The 17,811-nt window shown below is 30.0% G+C and carries 25 protein-coding genes; all 25 read right to left on the reverse strand.

Translation table 11 applies throughout. The annotated features are described in order from the left end of the window. On the reverse strand, positions 1-2,061 hold the full coding sequence (locus tag D3Z33_RS02740) for a phage tail spike protein (protein ID WP_160196249.1): 2,061 nt from the start codon (positions 2,059-2,061) through the stop codon (positions 1-3). Beyond that, entirely contained in the window at positions 2,058-2,744 is a 687-nt protein-coding gene (locus D3Z33_RS02745) for a distal tail protein Dit (protein ID WP_160196250.1), read from the reverse strand. Before D3Z33_RS02745 ends, D3Z33_RS02740 begins: the two co-directional genes overlap by 4 nt. Then, complete coding sequence (locus D3Z33_RS02750; RefSeq protein WP_160196251.1) at positions 2,744-6,076, reverse strand: phage tail tape measure protein; 3,333 nt, start codon at positions 6,074-6,076, stop codon at positions 2,744-2,746. Before D3Z33_RS02750 ends, D3Z33_RS02745 begins: the two co-directional genes overlap by 1 nt. Positions 6,077-6,087: 11 nt before the next feature. Next, positions 6,088-6,234, reverse strand: coding sequence for a hypothetical protein (locus D3Z33_RS02755; RefSeq protein WP_160196252.1), 147 nt, complete (start codon positions 6,232-6,234; stop codon positions 6,088-6,090). A gap of 92 nt (positions 6,235-6,326) precedes the next feature. After that, complete coding sequence (locus D3Z33_RS02760; RefSeq protein ID WP_160196253.1) at positions 6,327-6,704, reverse strand: hypothetical protein; 378 nt, start codon at positions 6,702-6,704, stop codon at positions 6,327-6,329. Between the two features lie 40 nt (positions 6,705-6,744). Continuing rightward, positions 6,745-7,464, reverse strand: a complete 720-nt coding sequence (locus tag D3Z33_RS02765) for a major tail protein (protein ID WP_160196254.1) — start codon at positions 7,462-7,464, stop codon at positions 6,745-6,747. Beyond that, a complete protein-coding gene (locus D3Z33_RS02770; RefSeq protein WP_160196255.1) occupies positions 7,461-7,808 on the reverse strand; it encodes a hypothetical protein in 348 nt (115 codons plus the stop codon). The genes D3Z33_RS02765 and D3Z33_RS02770 overlap by 4 nt, the downstream gene beginning before the upstream one ends. After that, entirely contained in the window at positions 7,809-8,156 is a 348-nt protein-coding gene (locus tag D3Z33_RS02775) for an HK97 gp10 family phage protein (protein ID WP_160196256.1), read from the reverse strand. Beyond that, complete coding sequence (locus D3Z33_RS02780; RefSeq protein WP_160196257.1) at positions 8,157-8,474, reverse strand: phage head closure protein; 318 nt, start codon at positions 8,472-8,474, stop codon at positions 8,157-8,159. After that, a complete protein-coding gene (locus D3Z33_RS02785) occupies positions 8,475-8,801 on the reverse strand; it encodes a head-tail connector protein (RefSeq protein WP_160196258.1) in 327 nt (108 codons plus the stop codon). It lies immediately after the preceding gene. A 39-nt stretch (positions 8,802-8,840) separates the two neighbouring features. Further along, positions 8,841-9,935 (reverse strand): phage major capsid protein, encoded by a 1,095-nt coding sequence (locus tag D3Z33_RS02790; protein ID WP_160196259.1) that lies wholly within the window; start codon positions 9,933-9,935, stop codon positions 8,841-8,843. Between the two features lie 39 nt (positions 9,936-9,974). Further along, positions 9,975-10,682, reverse strand: a complete 708-nt coding sequence (locus D3Z33_RS02795) for a head maturation protease, ClpP-related (protein ID WP_160196260.1) — start codon at positions 10,680-10,682, stop codon at positions 9,975-9,977. Between the two features lie 2 nt (positions 10,683-10,684). Further along, the gene (locus D3Z33_RS02800; protein WP_243153400.1) at positions 10,685-11,926 is read right to left on the reverse strand and encodes a phage portal protein; all 1,242 of its coding nucleotides are present in this window, start codon (positions 11,924-11,926) and stop codon (positions 10,685-10,687) included. Beyond that, entirely contained in the window at positions 11,927-13,597 is a 1,671-nt protein-coding gene (locus D3Z33_RS02805) for a terminase TerL endonuclease subunit (protein WP_160196261.1), read from the reverse strand. 8 nt (positions 13,598-13,605) lie between these two features. After that, complete coding sequence (locus D3Z33_RS02810) at positions 13,606-13,989, reverse strand: phage terminase small subunit P27 family (RefSeq protein WP_160196262.1); 384 nt, start codon at positions 13,987-13,989, stop codon at positions 13,606-13,608. A 95-nt stretch (positions 13,990-14,084) separates the two neighbouring features. Further along, entirely contained in the window at positions 14,085-14,498 is a 414-nt protein-coding gene (locus D3Z33_RS02815) for an HNH endonuclease (RefSeq protein WP_160196263.1), read from the reverse strand. A 40-nt stretch (positions 14,499-14,538) separates the two neighbouring features. Continuing rightward, on the reverse strand, positions 14,539-15,036 hold the full coding sequence (locus D3Z33_RS02820) for a hypothetical protein (protein WP_160196264.1): 498 nt from the start codon (positions 15,034-15,036) through the stop codon (positions 14,539-14,541). A gap of 189 nt (positions 15,037-15,225) precedes the next feature. Beyond that, positions 15,226-15,633 carry a hypothetical protein gene (locus D3Z33_RS02825; RefSeq protein ID WP_160196265.1) on the reverse strand — a complete coding sequence of 136 codons (408 nt, stop codon included), beginning with the start codon at positions 15,631-15,633 and terminating at the stop codon, positions 15,226-15,228. Between the two features lie 258 nt (positions 15,634-15,891). Beyond that, complete coding sequence (locus tag D3Z33_RS02830) at positions 15,892-16,356, reverse strand: hypothetical protein (protein ID WP_160196266.1); 465 nt, start codon at positions 16,354-16,356, stop codon at positions 15,892-15,894. 15 nt (positions 16,357-16,371) lie between these two features. After that, positions 16,372-16,584: a hypothetical protein gene (locus D3Z33_RS02835; protein ID WP_160196267.1), complete on the reverse strand. Its 213-nt coding sequence runs from the start codon at positions 16,582-16,584 to the stop codon at positions 16,372-16,374. A gap of 10 nt (positions 16,585-16,594) precedes the next feature. Continuing rightward, positions 16,595-16,990, reverse strand: coding sequence for a hypothetical protein (locus D3Z33_RS02840; protein WP_160196268.1), 396 nt, complete (start codon positions 16,988-16,990; stop codon positions 16,595-16,597). Further along, on the reverse strand, positions 16,987-17,109 hold the full coding sequence (locus tag D3Z33_RS16885) for a hypothetical protein (protein WP_279279058.1): 123 nt from the start codon (positions 17,107-17,109) through the stop codon (positions 16,987-16,989). The genes D3Z33_RS02840 and D3Z33_RS16885 overlap by 4 nt, the downstream gene beginning before the upstream one ends. Next, positions 17,106-17,312, reverse strand: a complete 207-nt coding sequence (locus D3Z33_RS02845) for a hypothetical protein (protein ID WP_160196269.1) — start codon at positions 17,310-17,312, stop codon at positions 17,106-17,108. Before D3Z33_RS02845 ends, D3Z33_RS16885 begins: the two co-directional genes overlap by 4 nt. Next, on the reverse strand, positions 17,293-17,520 hold the full coding sequence (locus D3Z33_RS02850; protein WP_201750415.1) for a hypothetical protein: 228 nt from the start codon (positions 17,518-17,520) through the stop codon (positions 17,293-17,295). Before D3Z33_RS02850 ends, D3Z33_RS02845 begins: the two co-directional genes overlap by 20 nt. Continuing rightward, positions 17,465-17,794 carry a VRR-NUC domain-containing protein gene (locus D3Z33_RS02855; RefSeq protein ID WP_201750416.1) on the reverse strand — a complete coding sequence of 110 codons (330 nt, stop codon included), beginning with the start codon at positions 17,792-17,794 and terminating at the stop codon, positions 17,465-17,467. The genes D3Z33_RS02850 and D3Z33_RS02855 overlap by 56 nt, the downstream gene beginning before the upstream one ends. Positions 17,795-17,811: the final 17 nt, after the last annotated feature.

A 17,811-nucleotide genomic window follows, 5' to 3' on the forward strand; every position in this document is an offset into this window, starting at 1 on the left:
CTAATATATAGCTATTAACATACCTTGCACTGAGTCAATTACTTTATTATAACTACCATCTAGCTTAACATTAGTTTTGTAAGCTATGATAGGGACTCTTGCATTTTTATAATCTATAGAGTAATCTGGATGTTGTGTAGCTACTATCCTTTGAATGGAATATTTAACTTGATCTACTACTGGTGGTTGCATACTATCAGCTATTGCAAGATATACTGAGAATCTCTTACCTTTAAAAGCATCAGGTAACTGTATCCACCTAGCAGAGCCTGCAGTCCCTTGAATAAAGGTAATTATATCTATTAAATAGTGATAAGTTTTACCACTGCTCCCTACAAACCTTTCTAATCCATCATATCCAATTTTGGTATATGAACCGTCTCTATGTGCATAAGTTGAATAATCTTTCTTATGCATTGCAATATTATCACCACCACCTATAGTAAAGCTATTACCATCAAATTTATAATGTGTTCCTGTTAAAGGAAATTTACCTGTATCAAACTTTTGCTGTATCTCAGAATTAATATCATCAGCATAGCTTTTAGAACTTGCTTCTGAATCTGAGATATTATCCTCTATTGTCTTTCCATTGCTTAATATCATTGTAAATTCATTATCTTGAAATATAATTTTATCCTTAAAGTTAAACTCTCCCGACTCTACATTCCACCAGGATGAATTGTCAGAACTTGATATTATACCAGCCTTAATGAGCCCAGCATTTAAAGTTCCAGTAGTAATAAAGTCTGCCACTATCTTTCCGTCTATTGTCATTGCAAGTCCATAAGGTCCATTAATACCAGTACTAGAATAACCTAACCCATTTAAATTCCATCTCCACACATGAGTAGCAGTAGCTGGGTCCTCTGTATCCATTATAAGTAATTCTCCATTACGTTTTACTACATAGCCACCTAGAGCACTTGTGAGTAATTGTGTAGCTTCATCAATAGCTTTTTGAAGGTCAGTTTTATTATTTTTTATAGTATTAGATATGTCTTTAAAAGTATTTTCTATTTTACTAAATGAATTGTTTAGATTTTCTTTAAAGCTACCTAATTCCACTTCTGCATTTTTACCTGTCAAATGATTTTTCTTTATTCTTATTATCTTAGCTTTATAATCAATGCCTAAATCTAAATGTTGACATGTTACAATATCACCTACTTCAACTCTTACTAAATCTTTATATTTTTTATATTCTACTGTATTTTCAAGTAGTACCATATCAACCTTAATATTAGTTTTAGGTATATCACATTCTGTATTTTCATAGTATTTTAAAGCTGCAGCTCTTAAATTATTTATAGCCATACTTTCTGTAATACCTTCATCTTCATTAATTTTTATATCTGGAAATTCAACTTCTTCGATATAAGGTTCTCTATAATTATTTATGTATTGACTGTCTACATAAATTTCAGGTAATTCTAATCCATCATAACCTTTTGGCCTCATACGTGTAATTAAATCATCATAGTTTTCTTCTACATCAATATCTTGCATATTCTTTCTATATTTAATAGTAATTCCTACATCTCTACCACGTTGATTTAATATAGATATTTTAAATTTATCTAGCTTTAATTCACCTTTCCATCTAGTTATAATAGAATCATCACTTATAAAACAATTCACAGGATTTCTATTAATAAAGTATTGAGTATTTAGTCTATCTATATCGCTATAAGCAGTAAAGTTATGAGGATAATTAGTATTATATAATACATTTTGCATAGCAAATAAACAATTTTTATTATTAGGTCTTATATCTCTTACTTCGTTGTGAATGAGGTCCCAGAATATATGTCTTGTATAAACAGTTATTCCACTCAGATTTTTTCTTATATTGTATATTCTAAATGGTTGACCATCAGAAAATATTATTCTTTCCTGATATACTTCTCTCCACTTTTCTTCTTTATCATAAAGGATATCAAACTCTGCAAAAAACTTAGAATTTAATACTTCTTCTCCTTCTGCTCTTATTACACTCTTTAATATTCCAAGGCCATTACTTTTAAAATCTATTGCATCTTTTTCAAATAACTTAATCATAGCATCACCCAATTAGGTTTAATTTCAATTTTATTTACATTTCCAGTCCAGGATATATTATTTTCTCCTACATCCAAGATAGGAAATTCACCTTGCATATCATCATTTAGATTACTTGTCATATCATTATAAGCTTCTTCTATTTCACTATTTAAAGTAATGTCACTAAGTATATCAGTTAATATTATTTTTCTATTATTTATAGTTAATTCTATACTTCCAGTTCCATACACTTTAAAGATAGGAGCACTTTTATAATTACCTGGATTATATATTGTAGTAGCTTCAGTTATTTGTAAATCATTAGAATTAAGTAAATAACCTTCTGGTTGACAATAGAAATGTATATCAAAGGTCTTCTTGTTTCTAATAAGCCTGTTAAAATCTATCTGATTTATTATTCTTGCTTTGAAATATCTATTTTTATCATTAGAAAACAGTACCTCACCTTCACCAGATAACCATTCTTGCATTTGTGGTATTATGTTGTAATTCATAGCAGTACAACGGGTTACTTTTAATATAGGTTCATATGATTCATCATCTATTGTTAAATATCCATTTCTACCTGGCACTTGAACAGTTTCAACCCTTCTAACTGGAAATGTAATAGGAGGTAAATTGTTTACTATAATATCAAATTCTTTTGAACTTTTATTTTTAAATATAAAATATGGTTTCATTATTTTACCCCCATTCCAAAATCATAATTAGTCTTATTTCTTTGAATTTCTTCACTTATAATTGGTGCTATACCTTCTCCTATAGCTCTATTATTCATTACCATAGTAAATGGTTTAGATATGCTAGAAAGTGTATCATTTAACCCATTTATCATTTGTTTAGATACTTCAATAGCAGTTTTCTTCGCAATATCACTTGCCATTTGTTCACTGCTTGCATTAGTTCTTATTTTTGTTCCGGCAGGTAGGTCCATCATTTCATATCCCTTTTCATTCACAGTTGCAAGTCCTGGTAGTGCATTTGTTGTACCTAGAGCATATCCTCTATTAGATCCATAACCCCCACTATAGCTACCTGGTTTATGTCCAGATAAATATTTAGTTTTATGGAAGGTAGTAACAGTTGTGGATTTAGATTTTGGATTCCAACTACCCCACCATCTTTTTATTTTATCCCAATTACTTAATACTTTACCGGTATTGTGGTCTACATTGTTTGTAAGACCTCCATAAGCACGCTCTAACTTAGATATACCTTCATCTTTTGTTTTTTGTGCACTATCTCTAACACCTTCATACTGTTTATTAGCTTCTTCTATTATTTTATCTGCTTTATCGGCGAATTTTCCACCTTCGAGTTTTCTAAGTTCTTCAGCTCGTCTTACTATATCATCTCTTTGTTGTCCTGCTTTTTCAACTGTTTCTTTTCTTTGTTTCTCCATTTGACCTATCGTATCTCCTACCATTTCAGCAGTTACTCTAGTATTACTATTTTTAAGTCTGTTCATTATAACTCCTTGTTCAACTTCATTCTGAGTCATTGTTTGAACTGCTTGGTTTTTCATTTCATTTATTATTTCATTTATTCTTACTTGTTGTTCAGAAGTAATTGTACCCCCATTATCCCGAATTTCTCCATAAATCCTTAAAAGTTCTTCTTTTAATTCTTCTGTTTTTATAACTCTTTCTTTGTGCCCGACTTCTACAGATTTTAATATCTCAGCTTGTTCTTCAGTTGTAAGAACAGTAGTATTTATAAACATTTCTTGATAATCTTCTATAACATCATTTTTTTGTTTGTCTGATGCAGTAATTATACTAGTAACCATTTCTTGAGTTAACCTATCTAATGCTCCTGTACCTTGTGCAGATGTATCATAGAGACCTGTATACATATCATGTGTAATCTGTTGTAACTGATCTGACTTCTCTAAATATGATGATATTTGTTTTTGTGTTTCTTCTGATATTTTAATTGTTGTTGCCTCAACACTTCCTTGAATTGCTCCATTACTATCTCTAACTACATCTTTACTATATACAACTGCATCAGAAAATAAATCAACTTCCGGAATCACTTCTTCATTTAATCCTTTGTATAAACCATATCCAGCAAGACCTATTGCACCTATTGCAGCAGCATATGGAGCAGCAGTTGTTATTATTCCTCCAAGTCCAGTAGACAACGCTCCAAGACCTGTAGCTCCTCCTGCAGTTCCAGCAGCAGTACCAAGACCAGATGTTGCAGCAGTAAGTCCGGCTTTACCAGCTAGCATTCCAGCTACCTTACTCCCCCCTTTAAAGAGATACCCTAATCCTTTTGTAAGTCCTCCTGTTACACTTAATACTGGTCCCATTGCAGCTGATAGCATTGCCATTTTAATTATATTTTTCTGTGTAGCAGGGTCTAGTTCATTGAATTTATCTACCATACCTTGAACTATCTCTAAAGAATCTTTTACAACTGGGAGTAAATCTTGTCCTATACCTCTAGCAAGTTCCATTATTTGATTTTTAGTTATCTTTGCTTGACTCTCTGTAGTTTTATATTTTTGATTTGCTTCATTTGTTAAAGCTGTGTTTTCTTCCCAAGCTTTTGAACCTCTATTTATAGCATCTTTAAATATATCAGATGCTTCTGATGCTCTTAAAAGCGAATCCCTTACTCTTATTTCACTTAGATCTAAATCAGACAATACTTTAGCTTTATTATCTAATTTTCCTAAACCTTCTATAAATGCTATTATTGCTCCTGCTGCATCCTCTTCAAATCCTTTTTTAAATTCCTTTGTAGTCATGCCTGCAATGTTAGCAAACCCTCTCAATTTGTTGCTATTAGTTTGAATCGCCATTTGCATTTCTAGCATTATCTTAGAAAAAGAAGAACCTCCAGCTTGTGCTTCTATACCCACAGATGATAAACCCGTAGCAAGTGCCAATATTTCTGATTCTGTCAAGTCAATTTGTTTACCAGCACCAGCGAGTCTTAAAGACATTTCTAATATATCAGCTTCAGTTGTAGAAAAATTATTTCCTAAATCTACAATAGTTGAGCCTAATCTATCATAATCTTTTTCACTCATTTGCACTATATTTGCAAATTTAGCTAATTTTTGAGCACCTTCTTCTCCTACAATGTTTGTAGAATTAGCAAGGTCTATCATAACCTTTGAAAATTTAGATATATTTTCTGTTTGTATTCCTAGTTGACCTGCAGCAGCTGCAACTTCACTTATTTCATGAGTAGTAGAAGGGATTTCTTTTGACATATCTATTATTTCTTTTTTAAGTTTTCCCATTTGTTCAGTTGTTCCATCAACTGTTTTTTCAACTGCTGTAAAACTAGATTCAAATTTGACTGCTTCATTTACTGCTAATGCTCCCATTGCCATTATAGGTAGTGTTACATACCTATTTAAATTACTACCGGCTCTTTGCATTCCATCACCGGCTTTTATCATAGTATTTCCTGTTTTCCTTAAAGTTTCAGATGCTTGATTCCAGCGACTCTGATGTAAAAGCAATTCTTGATTAGTTCTCTTTAATTCACCTTGTACTTTAGCAAGCTTACCCTCTGTTTTGTTCATTTCTGTATTATAATAATTTACTCTATCTACATTCTTTCTTACTACTCTTTCTTGTTCTTTATATTCTGCATTAACACTGTCAAGTTTACTTCTTAAGTCTTGAGCTTGGGAGCTTTCTTTTCCATATACCTTTACTGCTTCTTTATATTCATTATTAAGTTTTTCTTTTGTAACTCTCATTGCATCAAGTTTATTTTTATTGTCTTGAGCTTTTTTACTAGCTTTATCCATACTTGTAGCATATAAAGAAATTTTATCTTTTAAGGTAGTAACTTGTTTTTCAAGTCCTGATTGTTTAAATGTAAGATCTTTTGTATTAGATCCGAAAGCTTTCATTCTTTCGCCGGCTGTTTTTATTTCACTTTGAGTGAGTTTATATTGTTGATTTATTGATTTTAATTTTCTATTATGATCTGAATCACCTATTGTAAATATTGTACTGACACGTCTTAATACATCACTCATTTAACCACCTCCTAGCTTTTTAAGTCTGAAAAGCTTTCTATTTCTTCAAATGCACTTTCTTTTGAATCTTCACCATACAATTTATTTAAGATTTCAGATGCAACTTGTCTTAATCTATTAGTTTCACATTTATCTTTTAGATCTATTAGAATTTTCATTTGTCTTAAAGTCATCCTAAAAAATCTATCTTCTTCTATCCCCAGCTCAAAAACTGCAAAATAATAATAATAATCTAAATTAAAATCTCTTTTTAATCCTTCTTTTCCTTTACTTTGTCTAGAGTTTTTTTTAGTAGCTCATCAAATTCTTCTTCCTTAAACTCTGAATCAGACATTAATTCTTTATTTATTAGATCATTTGTAATACCTGCAAGCATTGTTACATTTTGATGGTTAATTTCAAAAGAATTAATTATTTGCTCTTCTGTTAATTCTACATCTGCCATACATCTAACTATTTTAGGTAATACAGATAAATCATTATTACTTGTTAAAGCATAAATTAGAATAAAAGCGTTACCGTATTCTTTGTGCATCTTAATTAATGCCTTAAAATCTAACCTAAATGTTACTTCTTCTTCTATACCTTCTATTTTAGCTTTATACTGTTTTACTTCATTTACTAACATATTATCCCTCCAATAATAAAAGAGAGGCTATTTGCCCCTCTTATTGTGCTCCTAATATTGTAGTTATTAATTCTTCATAAGTTTTTGTTTCCGGTGTATCTATTTCTAACTGTGTAGCTATAGACTGTAATTCTACAAGTGATTTTTCTCTTAATTGTGCATCTGTATATAAAGCAAGACCTACTGTAGGTAATGTAATAGTGTTTCCTTCTCCCCAAATACCATCATGAACAGATTGGTCGAATCCAGGGGAATTACTTCTCACTACATGGTCCATATCTCCACGTTCGTTGTGAATAAATTGTCCTACTAGTGTTTTAGTTTGATATTCTACTCCACCTTCACGTGTTTTTGCTTTATCCTCTAATTTAGAAAATTTACCTTTAAATAAAGTCACGTATTCCATCACTCCATTTGTAAGTTTTTTCTCATACATTAGAGCAACATATGGAGCTTCATCTCCTCTGTTTCCTATTACTCCACCATCTGTTGTACGTTTTTTCCCTAGCAGAAACATTTCATCTTCTGCTGTCATATCTGTTCTATCAAGTGATACCTCTGTTACTCCTGGTTCACTGTCTGTGTCCCAAACTGTACCTTCTGCATAGATTTGACCACTTTCTGATGTAGGCGTTACTGTTATTTCTCTGAGTCCTTCTAAATATCTAGTAGGCTCATAAGTTGCATCTGTCTCCGTATCTGCTAAAAGTCTTGCTGCATATAATTTACCTATATTTTTAATTACATATTTTTTGCTCATATCTCCATCTCCTTTTCACATCTTAGAATGTATCTGTAGAGTTTATATTCATCTTCATACATAGCCCCACCATTTAAATTCATATATCCTTTTTCTCTTAGTACCTTTTTTAACGTGTTTTTTATATTTAAATAATTTCCTTTGGAATAAATATCAATTTGTATCTTATTATTTTCAAATATCTCATTTCCTTCATCATAAAAAGAAGCTCTTTCATCATATACAGCATATTGTATATATGGAGCTTGAGTAGTGTCGGAAACAGTATGATTAAATATTCTATTCCCAACTAAATCAGTAATCCTAGTATCAAATAGGTCTTGTCTTAATGTAGTTTCTATCATCTACCCTACTCCTTTCATTATTTCTGCTATCATTCTATCCATATTTGTATCTATTGCATTAGTAAAGAAGCCTATATGCTTTCTGTTTGTAGGAGATCCTAATTCATTGTAAATATCCCAAGTCGAAGAGGAATAAACTCTATATCCTATATTTCCATCTACTCTAGTAGCTTTTACTTTCCAACTCTTTGACAACTTACCTGTACGCCTAAAAGATGCATCTGATGCAACCTCTTTTCCTATTTCTGCTGCTGATTTTAAAGCTTTTCTTTTCTTGTAATCTGAAATATCCATATCATCAAGCTCAGTAAATATTTCATCAAACCCATCAACTATAATGTTACTCATCTAAATCACCAGCTTAGCCTTTATTATTAAGATCTTATTTTCATATTTAACATTATCAGGAGGTTCTACAATTTCGTATCTATCTTCATCAAATAAAATATACATATCAGGAGTTATTCCTGGAATATATCTTATTTTAAAACTTGTAATTTTTTCACTCATAACTTGTTTAGCTGCATATTTTTCTTGGCCAAATAAATCATTTATTTCTGCATAGGCTTTTTTTATAGTTGGATAATCTTCTAAAGGGAATCCTGCATCATCAAATTCAGCCTCTTTTTTTTCTTGTATTTCAATTAATCTTTTCATCTTAGCCATTTAAAACACCTCTGGTTTCATTAGTTGCATTTGTTGTATTGTAGAAGTGATTGAATGTCTTACTTTTTCAGATACATGCTCTACATTAGAGGTAAGGTCCCTATTTTCAAACCAGTTATTCACTAATACAAGAGCTATCAATTTAGATTTAGTAGTAAGTTCTGGAGTAGCTTTATACCAATCTCCGACTCCTTCTTTTAAGTAGCTTTCTGCGTTATCTATAAGAAGTTCTATAATATTATTTGTTAAAATATCATCTTCTGTACCATTATCGTATTCTCTTATCCATGATCTAGCCTCTGCTACTGTTAATATTTTTTCATTCATATTTATTTCCTCCTAAAAGGAGAGAGGGCTTAGCCTCTCTTATGCTCCTGTTGGGAATGTAATATCTACTCGTACAACAGCTTTAGAATCCATAGCCTTTACATCAAATCTTTCAACAACTCTCATCATAGTTGCATATTTAGTAAATCCAGCCGCTTTAGATATTGCCATTTCATATGCTTCTCTATCAAAAAATGCTACGGCTTCTTCTATATCACCTACATAGAAAGAGCAATCTTTTGTTGCCGGTGTTTCCATTTCTTGATTAGATAATACTACTACCAATTTACCTTTAAATGTTTTGGCTCCTGCTATCTCTAAAGAATCTTTTAATAAAGGTCTATCGTTGTTATCCACTAATTGGTCTAAATAATCATACCCATCCTGGTTAGTTATGATTATTGCAGATTTAGCTATAGCTGGATCTAATTTTTTGTTAAATGTTGTTACTATAGCTTTATAATCTTCTCCTGGTACTTTAGTAGCTGTGTTAAGAATAGTCAATATTTCTGCATTTTCTGTTCTTACTGCTTTTTTACCAAATCTTCTCTTTACAAATCTTGTTAAATTAGCTTTTTCATCTTGAAGTAAAGTATTAGAAATTGGAATTATATCTCCATAATCTCCTAATTCCCAAGATAATTGACCAAACTTAATAGTAGATTGATTAATTTCAGTCATTTCTGCAAAGTTAGTAAGTTTATCATTTGCTTCTACTTCAAGTGGCATTTTACCTGATAAAGTCCCTACTGGTATTACATTACAGTATTGCTTTAATGGAATTAACTGTCTTTTATACTCTTCTATCTCTGTTTTTTGTTCTTCTGGTACTAAGTATCCTCCATCTTCTCCTACTCTTTCTACAAGAGCATTTTCTGCCTCTGTAAGAGGTTTGTTTAATACTGCTTTATTAAATGCTACTACATTATCTACTTCTACAGTTTGCGTAGGAGTTCCAACAAAATTTTCAACTTCTTCTTCTTCAAGAGCTTCTTGCACTGCTATAGATTTCTTTAATGCCTCAACATCCTTTAATTTTGCATGAGCATCATCAATCTTCCCTTCTGCTTGTAATGCTCCTATTTCATTTTTTAAACCTTCTAACTTTTTATACATTTCTTGTGATTTTTTCATAATTTACAATACCTCCTATTTTTTCGTATAAAAAAGGACCTATCTTAGTTTTAAGATTAGATCCAATTCCTTTAATTTATTTGTTACTTCTAAATTTTTGCTATTATCTTCTATCTCTGTTTTTTGTTCTTTTGATTTTTGTTCTGCCAAGACTTCCTTTAACTTATCTATAACTTGTTGAGGTATCATAGCAGAATTATCAAAACTTGCCACTGCATCAAATTCTTTTTCAAACATAATTTCATCAATAAACTTATTTTCTTTTGCCATTTCTGGTGTCATCCAAGTTTCATTATCCATTAAACTTAATAATTCTTCTTCTTTAATTCCCGTTTTAATTTTATAAGCATTTGCTATTGTTTTATTGACATTCTTAAGGAATTTTGAAGTATTATCCATCTGTCTATAATCGCCAGTCACACTTACTGATGAATTGTGTATCATCATTTGACCTGTAGGACTCATCATAACTTTGTTCCCAGCCATTGCAATTACAGATGCAGCACTTGCAGCAATACCTACTATTTTTACTGTTACATTTCCTTTATAGCTTTTTAGAGCAGTATAAATTTCACTACCAGCAAATACACTTCCACCACCTGAGTTAATTTCAACTTCAACATCTTCGCCATCTAAATCATCTAAAATTTTATTTACATCTTGAGGTGATGTAGCTTCAATTCCTAACCATTTATAAATCCAACTATTACTAGAAGGTACTATAGGACCCTTTACATTTATCTTCACTATTAATCACCCCCTTTCTTTTTATTGTACTGATTTCCTACTTGTTTGAGTGGTATATAATTACCATTTACTATAGGTTTATCTCCACCTTCTACTTTAGGTAAATCTATATATGATCTAGCTTCATTAATAAGATATATGCCATTATTTACTCCAGCTGCAAGTGATTCCATCTGTGTTTTCACATCTGCTCTTAAAATAGAATTAACATTGAATTTAAAATAATAACCTTTCTTTTGCTCATCATCACTAAGTAATTTATAACTGATTTCTTCTTCATATTGTTTTAATATAAAAAGTAATGTATCTACATAGAAGCTTAAGTTCTGCATTTCACTATTTGAATAACTAGATTTTTCATAATCATTTATATGATTAGGTTTTATTCCAAAAGCTGCAGCAATTTGTAAACTAGAATACTTTTTAAGTTCAAAGAATTGACTATCTGTAAGCTTAATATCTAAAGGAGTCAATTTCATACCTAAAGGTACTGGAATAATCTTACCTGCATTTTCAGAGCCACTAGAAAATTCCTCAAATCCTTTAACTAATTTTTTCTTAGCTTCCTTATTCAAATCTCCTGTATACTCAAGTGCTGCTTTAGCAGTTAGTCCTGATTTATATAGATGATTCATGAAACTTTGACTAGATTTATTACCTTCAACTGTGGAAGCAAGTATTTGTTGAACTGATAAGCCTGTTATTCCATCTCTACTAGTACCAGTTTTAAAGTGTAATATTTCTTTATGATTAAACTTATACTTTTTATTTGTTTCTGGATCTTCATATAGATAGTACATAGCATTACTTTTACCAAATATACCTGCATTATCTATTAATATTTGTACTGAATTAGGAGGTAATATCCATAAATCTTGAAGATTTCCTTTATGCCACCTAGTCCATACGTAAGCATTACCATATTGATTTTTATTAAATTCAACTGTGGCCCAAAAAGTTGAAGGAGTCATATATGGATTAGGTCTAATTTTTAACCTCTGAGCTACTTGATTAGACTTAGCTCTCTTTACTCCTTCATCAGTATCTTGATAGAATTTAAGTGATAATTTACCAAGACTTTCAGAAAGCATTTTAATACAAGTAAAGTAAGTAACTTCACTTAAATTTTCACCTAGTACTGTTCCACCTTTAAACATTTCAATAATTTCATCCATAGTAATTCTAGATTCTTGTGTTTCATTTGTAGTACTAAATAAATTCTTTATTCCATCTACTAATTTCAATTAGTCACCTCCCCATCCCATCATTTCTAGAAATTCTTCTGTAGCTTCATCATGATTAAACGCACTTTGATTATTAAAAATAGCCCTGGCCAAAGCCATGAGCATAGCAATTATTCCATCTATTTTATTTTTACTCTTGGATTTATCATATTTTACATTGCCAGCCGGGTCCTCTGTTGCTACTACATTACCAGCCATCCAGGTAAGTAAATCATTATCTGCTATTATTAATCTTTTATCTAATAGCATTATCTCAAAATCACGAATTGTTGGACTCATTGATTTATAACCCTGACCGAATGGGAATATTGTAAAATGATCTTCTAATCTACTTGAAATATCTCCACTTCCCCATCTGTCAAAAGCAATTTCTTCTGTTTTAAAAGAATATTTTGAGTTCATATCTGCTATATAGTTAAATAATTCTTCATTATTAACATACGTACCATTTAAGGCCATTAGATCATCTTTATCTACATATAGATCATATCTTACTTTGTCTCTTTCAGAACGTTCTTCTAAGGTGTCTTTAGGAGTAAACATATGAGGGTATACAATGTATTTATTCTTTTCTTCATCATAAAACACCTGGACATAAGCTATAATATCTTGAACAAATGCCATATCTAAACCTACCCAACAAGATTTTCCTTTTAAATCTTCTAAATTGACTTCTTGTAAGCATTCTCTCCAAAGTTTGAGATTAATTGCGTTTTCACCATCTAGTGCTACGTGCTGATTTAGATATAATCTTCTTGCCTTAGCCTCAAAACTTTTTATCCTACTTGCTTTTTTCATAAAATCTTCTATATCAACAAATTTTCTAAATATAGATAAAGCAGGGTTAGCTTTATACCACTGTTTCACATCCATTAATTCACAATCTTTTTCTGCTTCATATATTGCAGAATAAAAGGCCTCATCTTTAAATTTACCTTTTTCTATATCTTTAGCATAGTTATACATTTCCATCTCTAAATTATGTGGATCTGCACCAGAACTTGCTGTTGTAGTCATAAACATTAAAGGGTCATCCCACAAACCCATACCAGTACGAAGTTTTGTATAAGCATTACTGTTTTTATACTCATGAATTTCATCCAGGATAACTACATATGAAGCGTAAGAGTCAAGATTCGCACCATCATTTGCAAGCACTCTTAAATGACTGTTAGTAGATTTTCTATACATAATTCTCATACTTTCAGTTATCTTTACATTTTTCTTTAAGGTTTTATTGCCTTTAATCATCAAATTCATAGTATTAAATAGGTTTGTAGCTTGTTTTATGTCATTAGCTACTATAATGTATTCAGCTCCATATGTAGGATCTGTAAAATACAAATATACTGCTATCCAAGATACCAATGATCCTTTACCATTTTTACGAGAAATATCTAATAATGCTTCTCTGTGTTTTCTAAAACCTGTGTTTTTATCCTTTACACATAATATCTCAGATGTATGAATGAATTGAAATTTTAAAGGTTTTATTTTTTGTCCTTTTACGCCTTTATCCAGTTGTAATTTAGTGATAAATTTATAGAACTTTCTTGCTTCTTCTTCATCATAATAAAAATTATCATAATCCCATTTAATTTTAAGTTCTTCTATTAAATCATCTAAGTTATATTCTGTCTGTTCTTTTACATGTTTTTCTTTTAAATCCACACCACCACCTACTTAACTATCATATCTTCCATCTCCTCATCATCTGTATCATTTACTATTAATTCTTTTAACTTTGCCCTTTCACGTGGAGTTAGAGCAAATTCTTTTATAAATGATAGCATTGATTTCATAGCATTATTTGCAATACTTATTTCTGGTATTTGTTGTCTATATCCAGTTTCAGTTTCAAAGCATAATTCTTTATGTTTTTTTATTGCTTTTTCTGCCTGCATCCATCTTTGATAATTAATACAAAGAGCTGAAAGGGCTATATCATCACCAGGTTTCCATTTACCTTCTTCTACTAGCATATTAGTGATCTGCATATATTTTTGTTTTCCTTTTTTAAGTAAAATAGTTGGTGGTTTAGGTATTTCAATTTCATTTTCCATAACATAGCCTCCTTTCATAACCCCCCCTATTGAAAATATGACATTTTTTTGTGCGTGAAGGGGGACGCGCTTTTTAAAATAGAGGTTGATACTTTTTAGTACCCCCCTCTAGTATGTTTTATTAAACTTCTAAGTAAATTTTGCATTTTAACTTTATTCTTAGTCTTATAAACTTTATGAATTTTTTGATGGCAAGACTCACAAAGACAAATTAAATTATTTAAATCAAAGGCTTTTGAAAGATCATCTTTAAGTTCTATGATGTGATGAACAAGTTGTGAATACTTAATAGTTTTATTATGATAGCATGATATACATAATCCCATATCCCTATTCTCTGCTTTGCTCTTTGCTATCTCCCATTCCTTAGAATTATATATCTTCTGTGTCTCCATATCTCTTTCATATCTGTTATAATCTTTATTAATCCTTGAAGTACATTCCTTGCAATAGTTTAGTTCTCTGTCTATTATCTTGCTACATCTAGGACATATCTTAACTAATGGCATATGTTTCACTCCATAATAAAAACACTCTATCTCTAGAGTGCTATTTCGTTACTGGTATCCTATATTCTATTTCACTATCATACATTTCACTTCTAAGTATGACTTGAATCTCTTCACTTTCATTTTCTAATCCATAATAAGCTTGAACTGTAACTTCTGTTCCTACTCCTGAATCTTGTGGCTGTTGTTTTGGAAACATATCTGAACTTTCTGCTACTTTATTTTGCTGGTCTACTACTTGTAAATCTTGACCATGAATATATAATAATGCATCTTCTTGTGCTATATTCTTATATGTATATTCCACCTCTACTATTTGAGTTGTATTCTCTGAAAAATCTTCCTTATATTCAAAATCATCAGCCACTTTAGCCTCTTCAATTTTTATTGAATACATCTCATTTCCATTATTATTTGTTATTATAGCTTCTTCTCCAGATTCAAATATATCTTTATCATTAGAAGTTTCTTCACTACAACCTGCTATAGAAATAATTACAAATAGAAATAGAAATAATATTAATATTTTCTTACCCAAAACAAATCCCTCCTCTTTTAATATTATTATATTATATAGAGGAAAAATTTACTAATGTTATATTATTTCAAAATTACATTTAATAATTGCTTTCTCATATTATCACCTAAAATAAAAAAGACACCCTGTTGGATGTCTATCGTTATTAGTATTTAATTATTTTGTTTCATCTTCTTAAATATCAATATTTTAATTTGAATTTGAATGATATTTTTTCTTTATATCTATATAGTTTTCTAAATAGACATCAAGTGGTGATTTTTCTAGCATTTGATTAATTAGTATACTTTTATCGTTCCATCCACCAGTAGTCTTTAGATGATTTTTCATCCAAATATAGTTATCTTCAAATGATTTATCTTCAAAAGTATACCAATCTCTCCCTAGATACATAGAAGTAATAAGAGATCTAATTACTTCTATATCTAAATTAATTAAATGATCTTCAAGATTCTTATTTTTGCTATAATATTCCTCACTTAACTCTGTGTTTTCAAGACTTGAAAATATTATATCATTAGAATCTCTTTCTTCTACCCTTCTTCTATCTCTAGCTAATTCTATAACATCACTCAAAACATTGTACTCATTATCCATACATATATACCCCCTTTATATTTATAATATTCTACAAAGAAGGTAATAATCCTTTAAGTATTTTCTATAAATACCCATACTGCTGCAATAATTGTTATAACTATTCCAGATACAAAACCTATAATAAACCCAATCATTATTATCATCTCCCGACAAATAAAATACCCCGGTCAAAATAGACCAGGGCCAAACTAAAAGGGGGAATTTTATATATGTCTATATTAATATAGTAACATATATTTAACCCTAATTCGTGCTCTATTCGTGCTCTAAAAGTGCTGTGTACCCAAATAAAGAAATAGATATTTTTTGTAAAGCTTGAGTTCTAATTTCTTTACACCATCTTTCATTATATTGTGCTTCATAAGCTATATTAAACCACTGATATCCTTTTATGTATCTTAATTCTATTACTTTCTTTTCTATATCAGTTAGTCCTTCTAAAGCTCTATCTATTTTATTAACTTCATGTTGAGTTGTTTTAATTTTATATTTAAGTTGTTTTTCTTTTTTTATATTTCTTATTGCCTGTTCTTCTAATTGCCTGGTTATTTTATTAGTTTCAGAAGTTTTTTCTCCTTCATAATTTATACAATTTACTCCATCTTCATTTTTCAAACATTCAAGTTGTTCTTTCATATTTAATATATTTATTTTAAATTGTGTGTAGTTATAGAGAGCTTTTTCAGCTCTCTTATAATATTGTTTTTTTATTTGCTTCATTTATTAACTCCTTCCCTATAACACTTTTGATACTAGTGATGATATTGTGAGTGGTAGCCAAAAAATCATACCAAAACCTATTGTTATTAACAGTGCAATTATATCGATTAGTCCTTCAACCTTATCAAGGTCTATGACTGTTATTGTTATAAAAACTCCTGTAGATACATATAGATATTCAATACATTTTAATAATGATTTTAATTCTTTATAAAAATCTTCTTTCATGTTTACCTCCCTAAATAATGTTATATACTTGCTTTACATTCCAACCTCTACATAATAATTTATTATTGTGTTTTTCTATATCTTCTTCAGTTGCTCGGCAATAATCAAGTATTCCAATGCAAACTTGTATTACATCCATAGCTTCAGCTATTACATTTTCTCTGTTACAATACCCCATAATGTCTTGTATCATCATTTCATGTTTTAGCTCTGATGCTTCTTCTTCAAATTTATAAAAATGTTCTTTTAATGTATCGTTTTTATCTAATACAAGTATTTTATTTTTAAACTCTAAAGGGTTTTTAATTGAATTTAATTCTTTTTCTAAACGCTCATTTCTTGTTTTTAACATTTCATTTTCATTTTGTAATTCTCTTGCTATAGTTTGTCCTACTCTTTCAATCATTTTCTATCACCATATTTCTTTTGAAGCTCTTCAGCTTTTTTCATTACTTCTTCTTTGCTATATCCTTTATCAAGTAATTCTTCTACTATTTCTTTTAAAATTAAACTTATTGAATTCATTTTCTATTCCTCCTCCTCCTCATTCTCCAGATTGCTCCATTAACTTCTTTTAAATATCTATCGTAGGTCTTGTCCTCTTTTTTACTATCTAAAAATTCCCTATATTCAATATATTTATTACATGTTGTATGACAAGTTGAATATCTATCTTTACAATTCCACTTACAAGGATTTAACATGATATCAAACTTCCTTAAATCCATAAATGACTTCATTAGAAGAAACTTTATTATCATATTTTTTTATTTCATTTAATAAATGGCTGCAATCATTTATAACATTAATAACATTAGGATAGTGTTTTTGTTGTTCTTCTGGACTTGCAGTCTCACACCATTTTTCCATTTTATTAAATCTAGCTAAAGCTTTGTTGTATTTCTTCTTTAATAATTTTAATTGCTTCTGATCCACTTCTAGCCACCCCCACTATAGCTCCATTTTCTTTCATTTTTCTGAGGAAATTATCTTGATATTTACTTGTTCTACCTTTTTCATTTTTAACTTCTATAAAAAATGCTTTACCATCTCTTTTTCTTACTCCAAACAAATCTGAAAATCCTTTTGGTACTCCAGTCGATACCATTCTTCCAGTATCACTCATAAAAGTACCAACATTTATTCTAAATACTATTGCAATATCTCTAAGAGCCAATCTAATTTCATTTTGAATATCTTTTTCTCTCAAGTTACTCAACCTCCTTA

Origin of the sequence: Senegalia massiliensis, assembly GCF_009911265.1 — a bacterium.
GTDB lineage: Bacteria > Bacillota > Clostridia > Tissierellales > SIT17 > Anaeromonas > Anaeromonas massiliensis_A.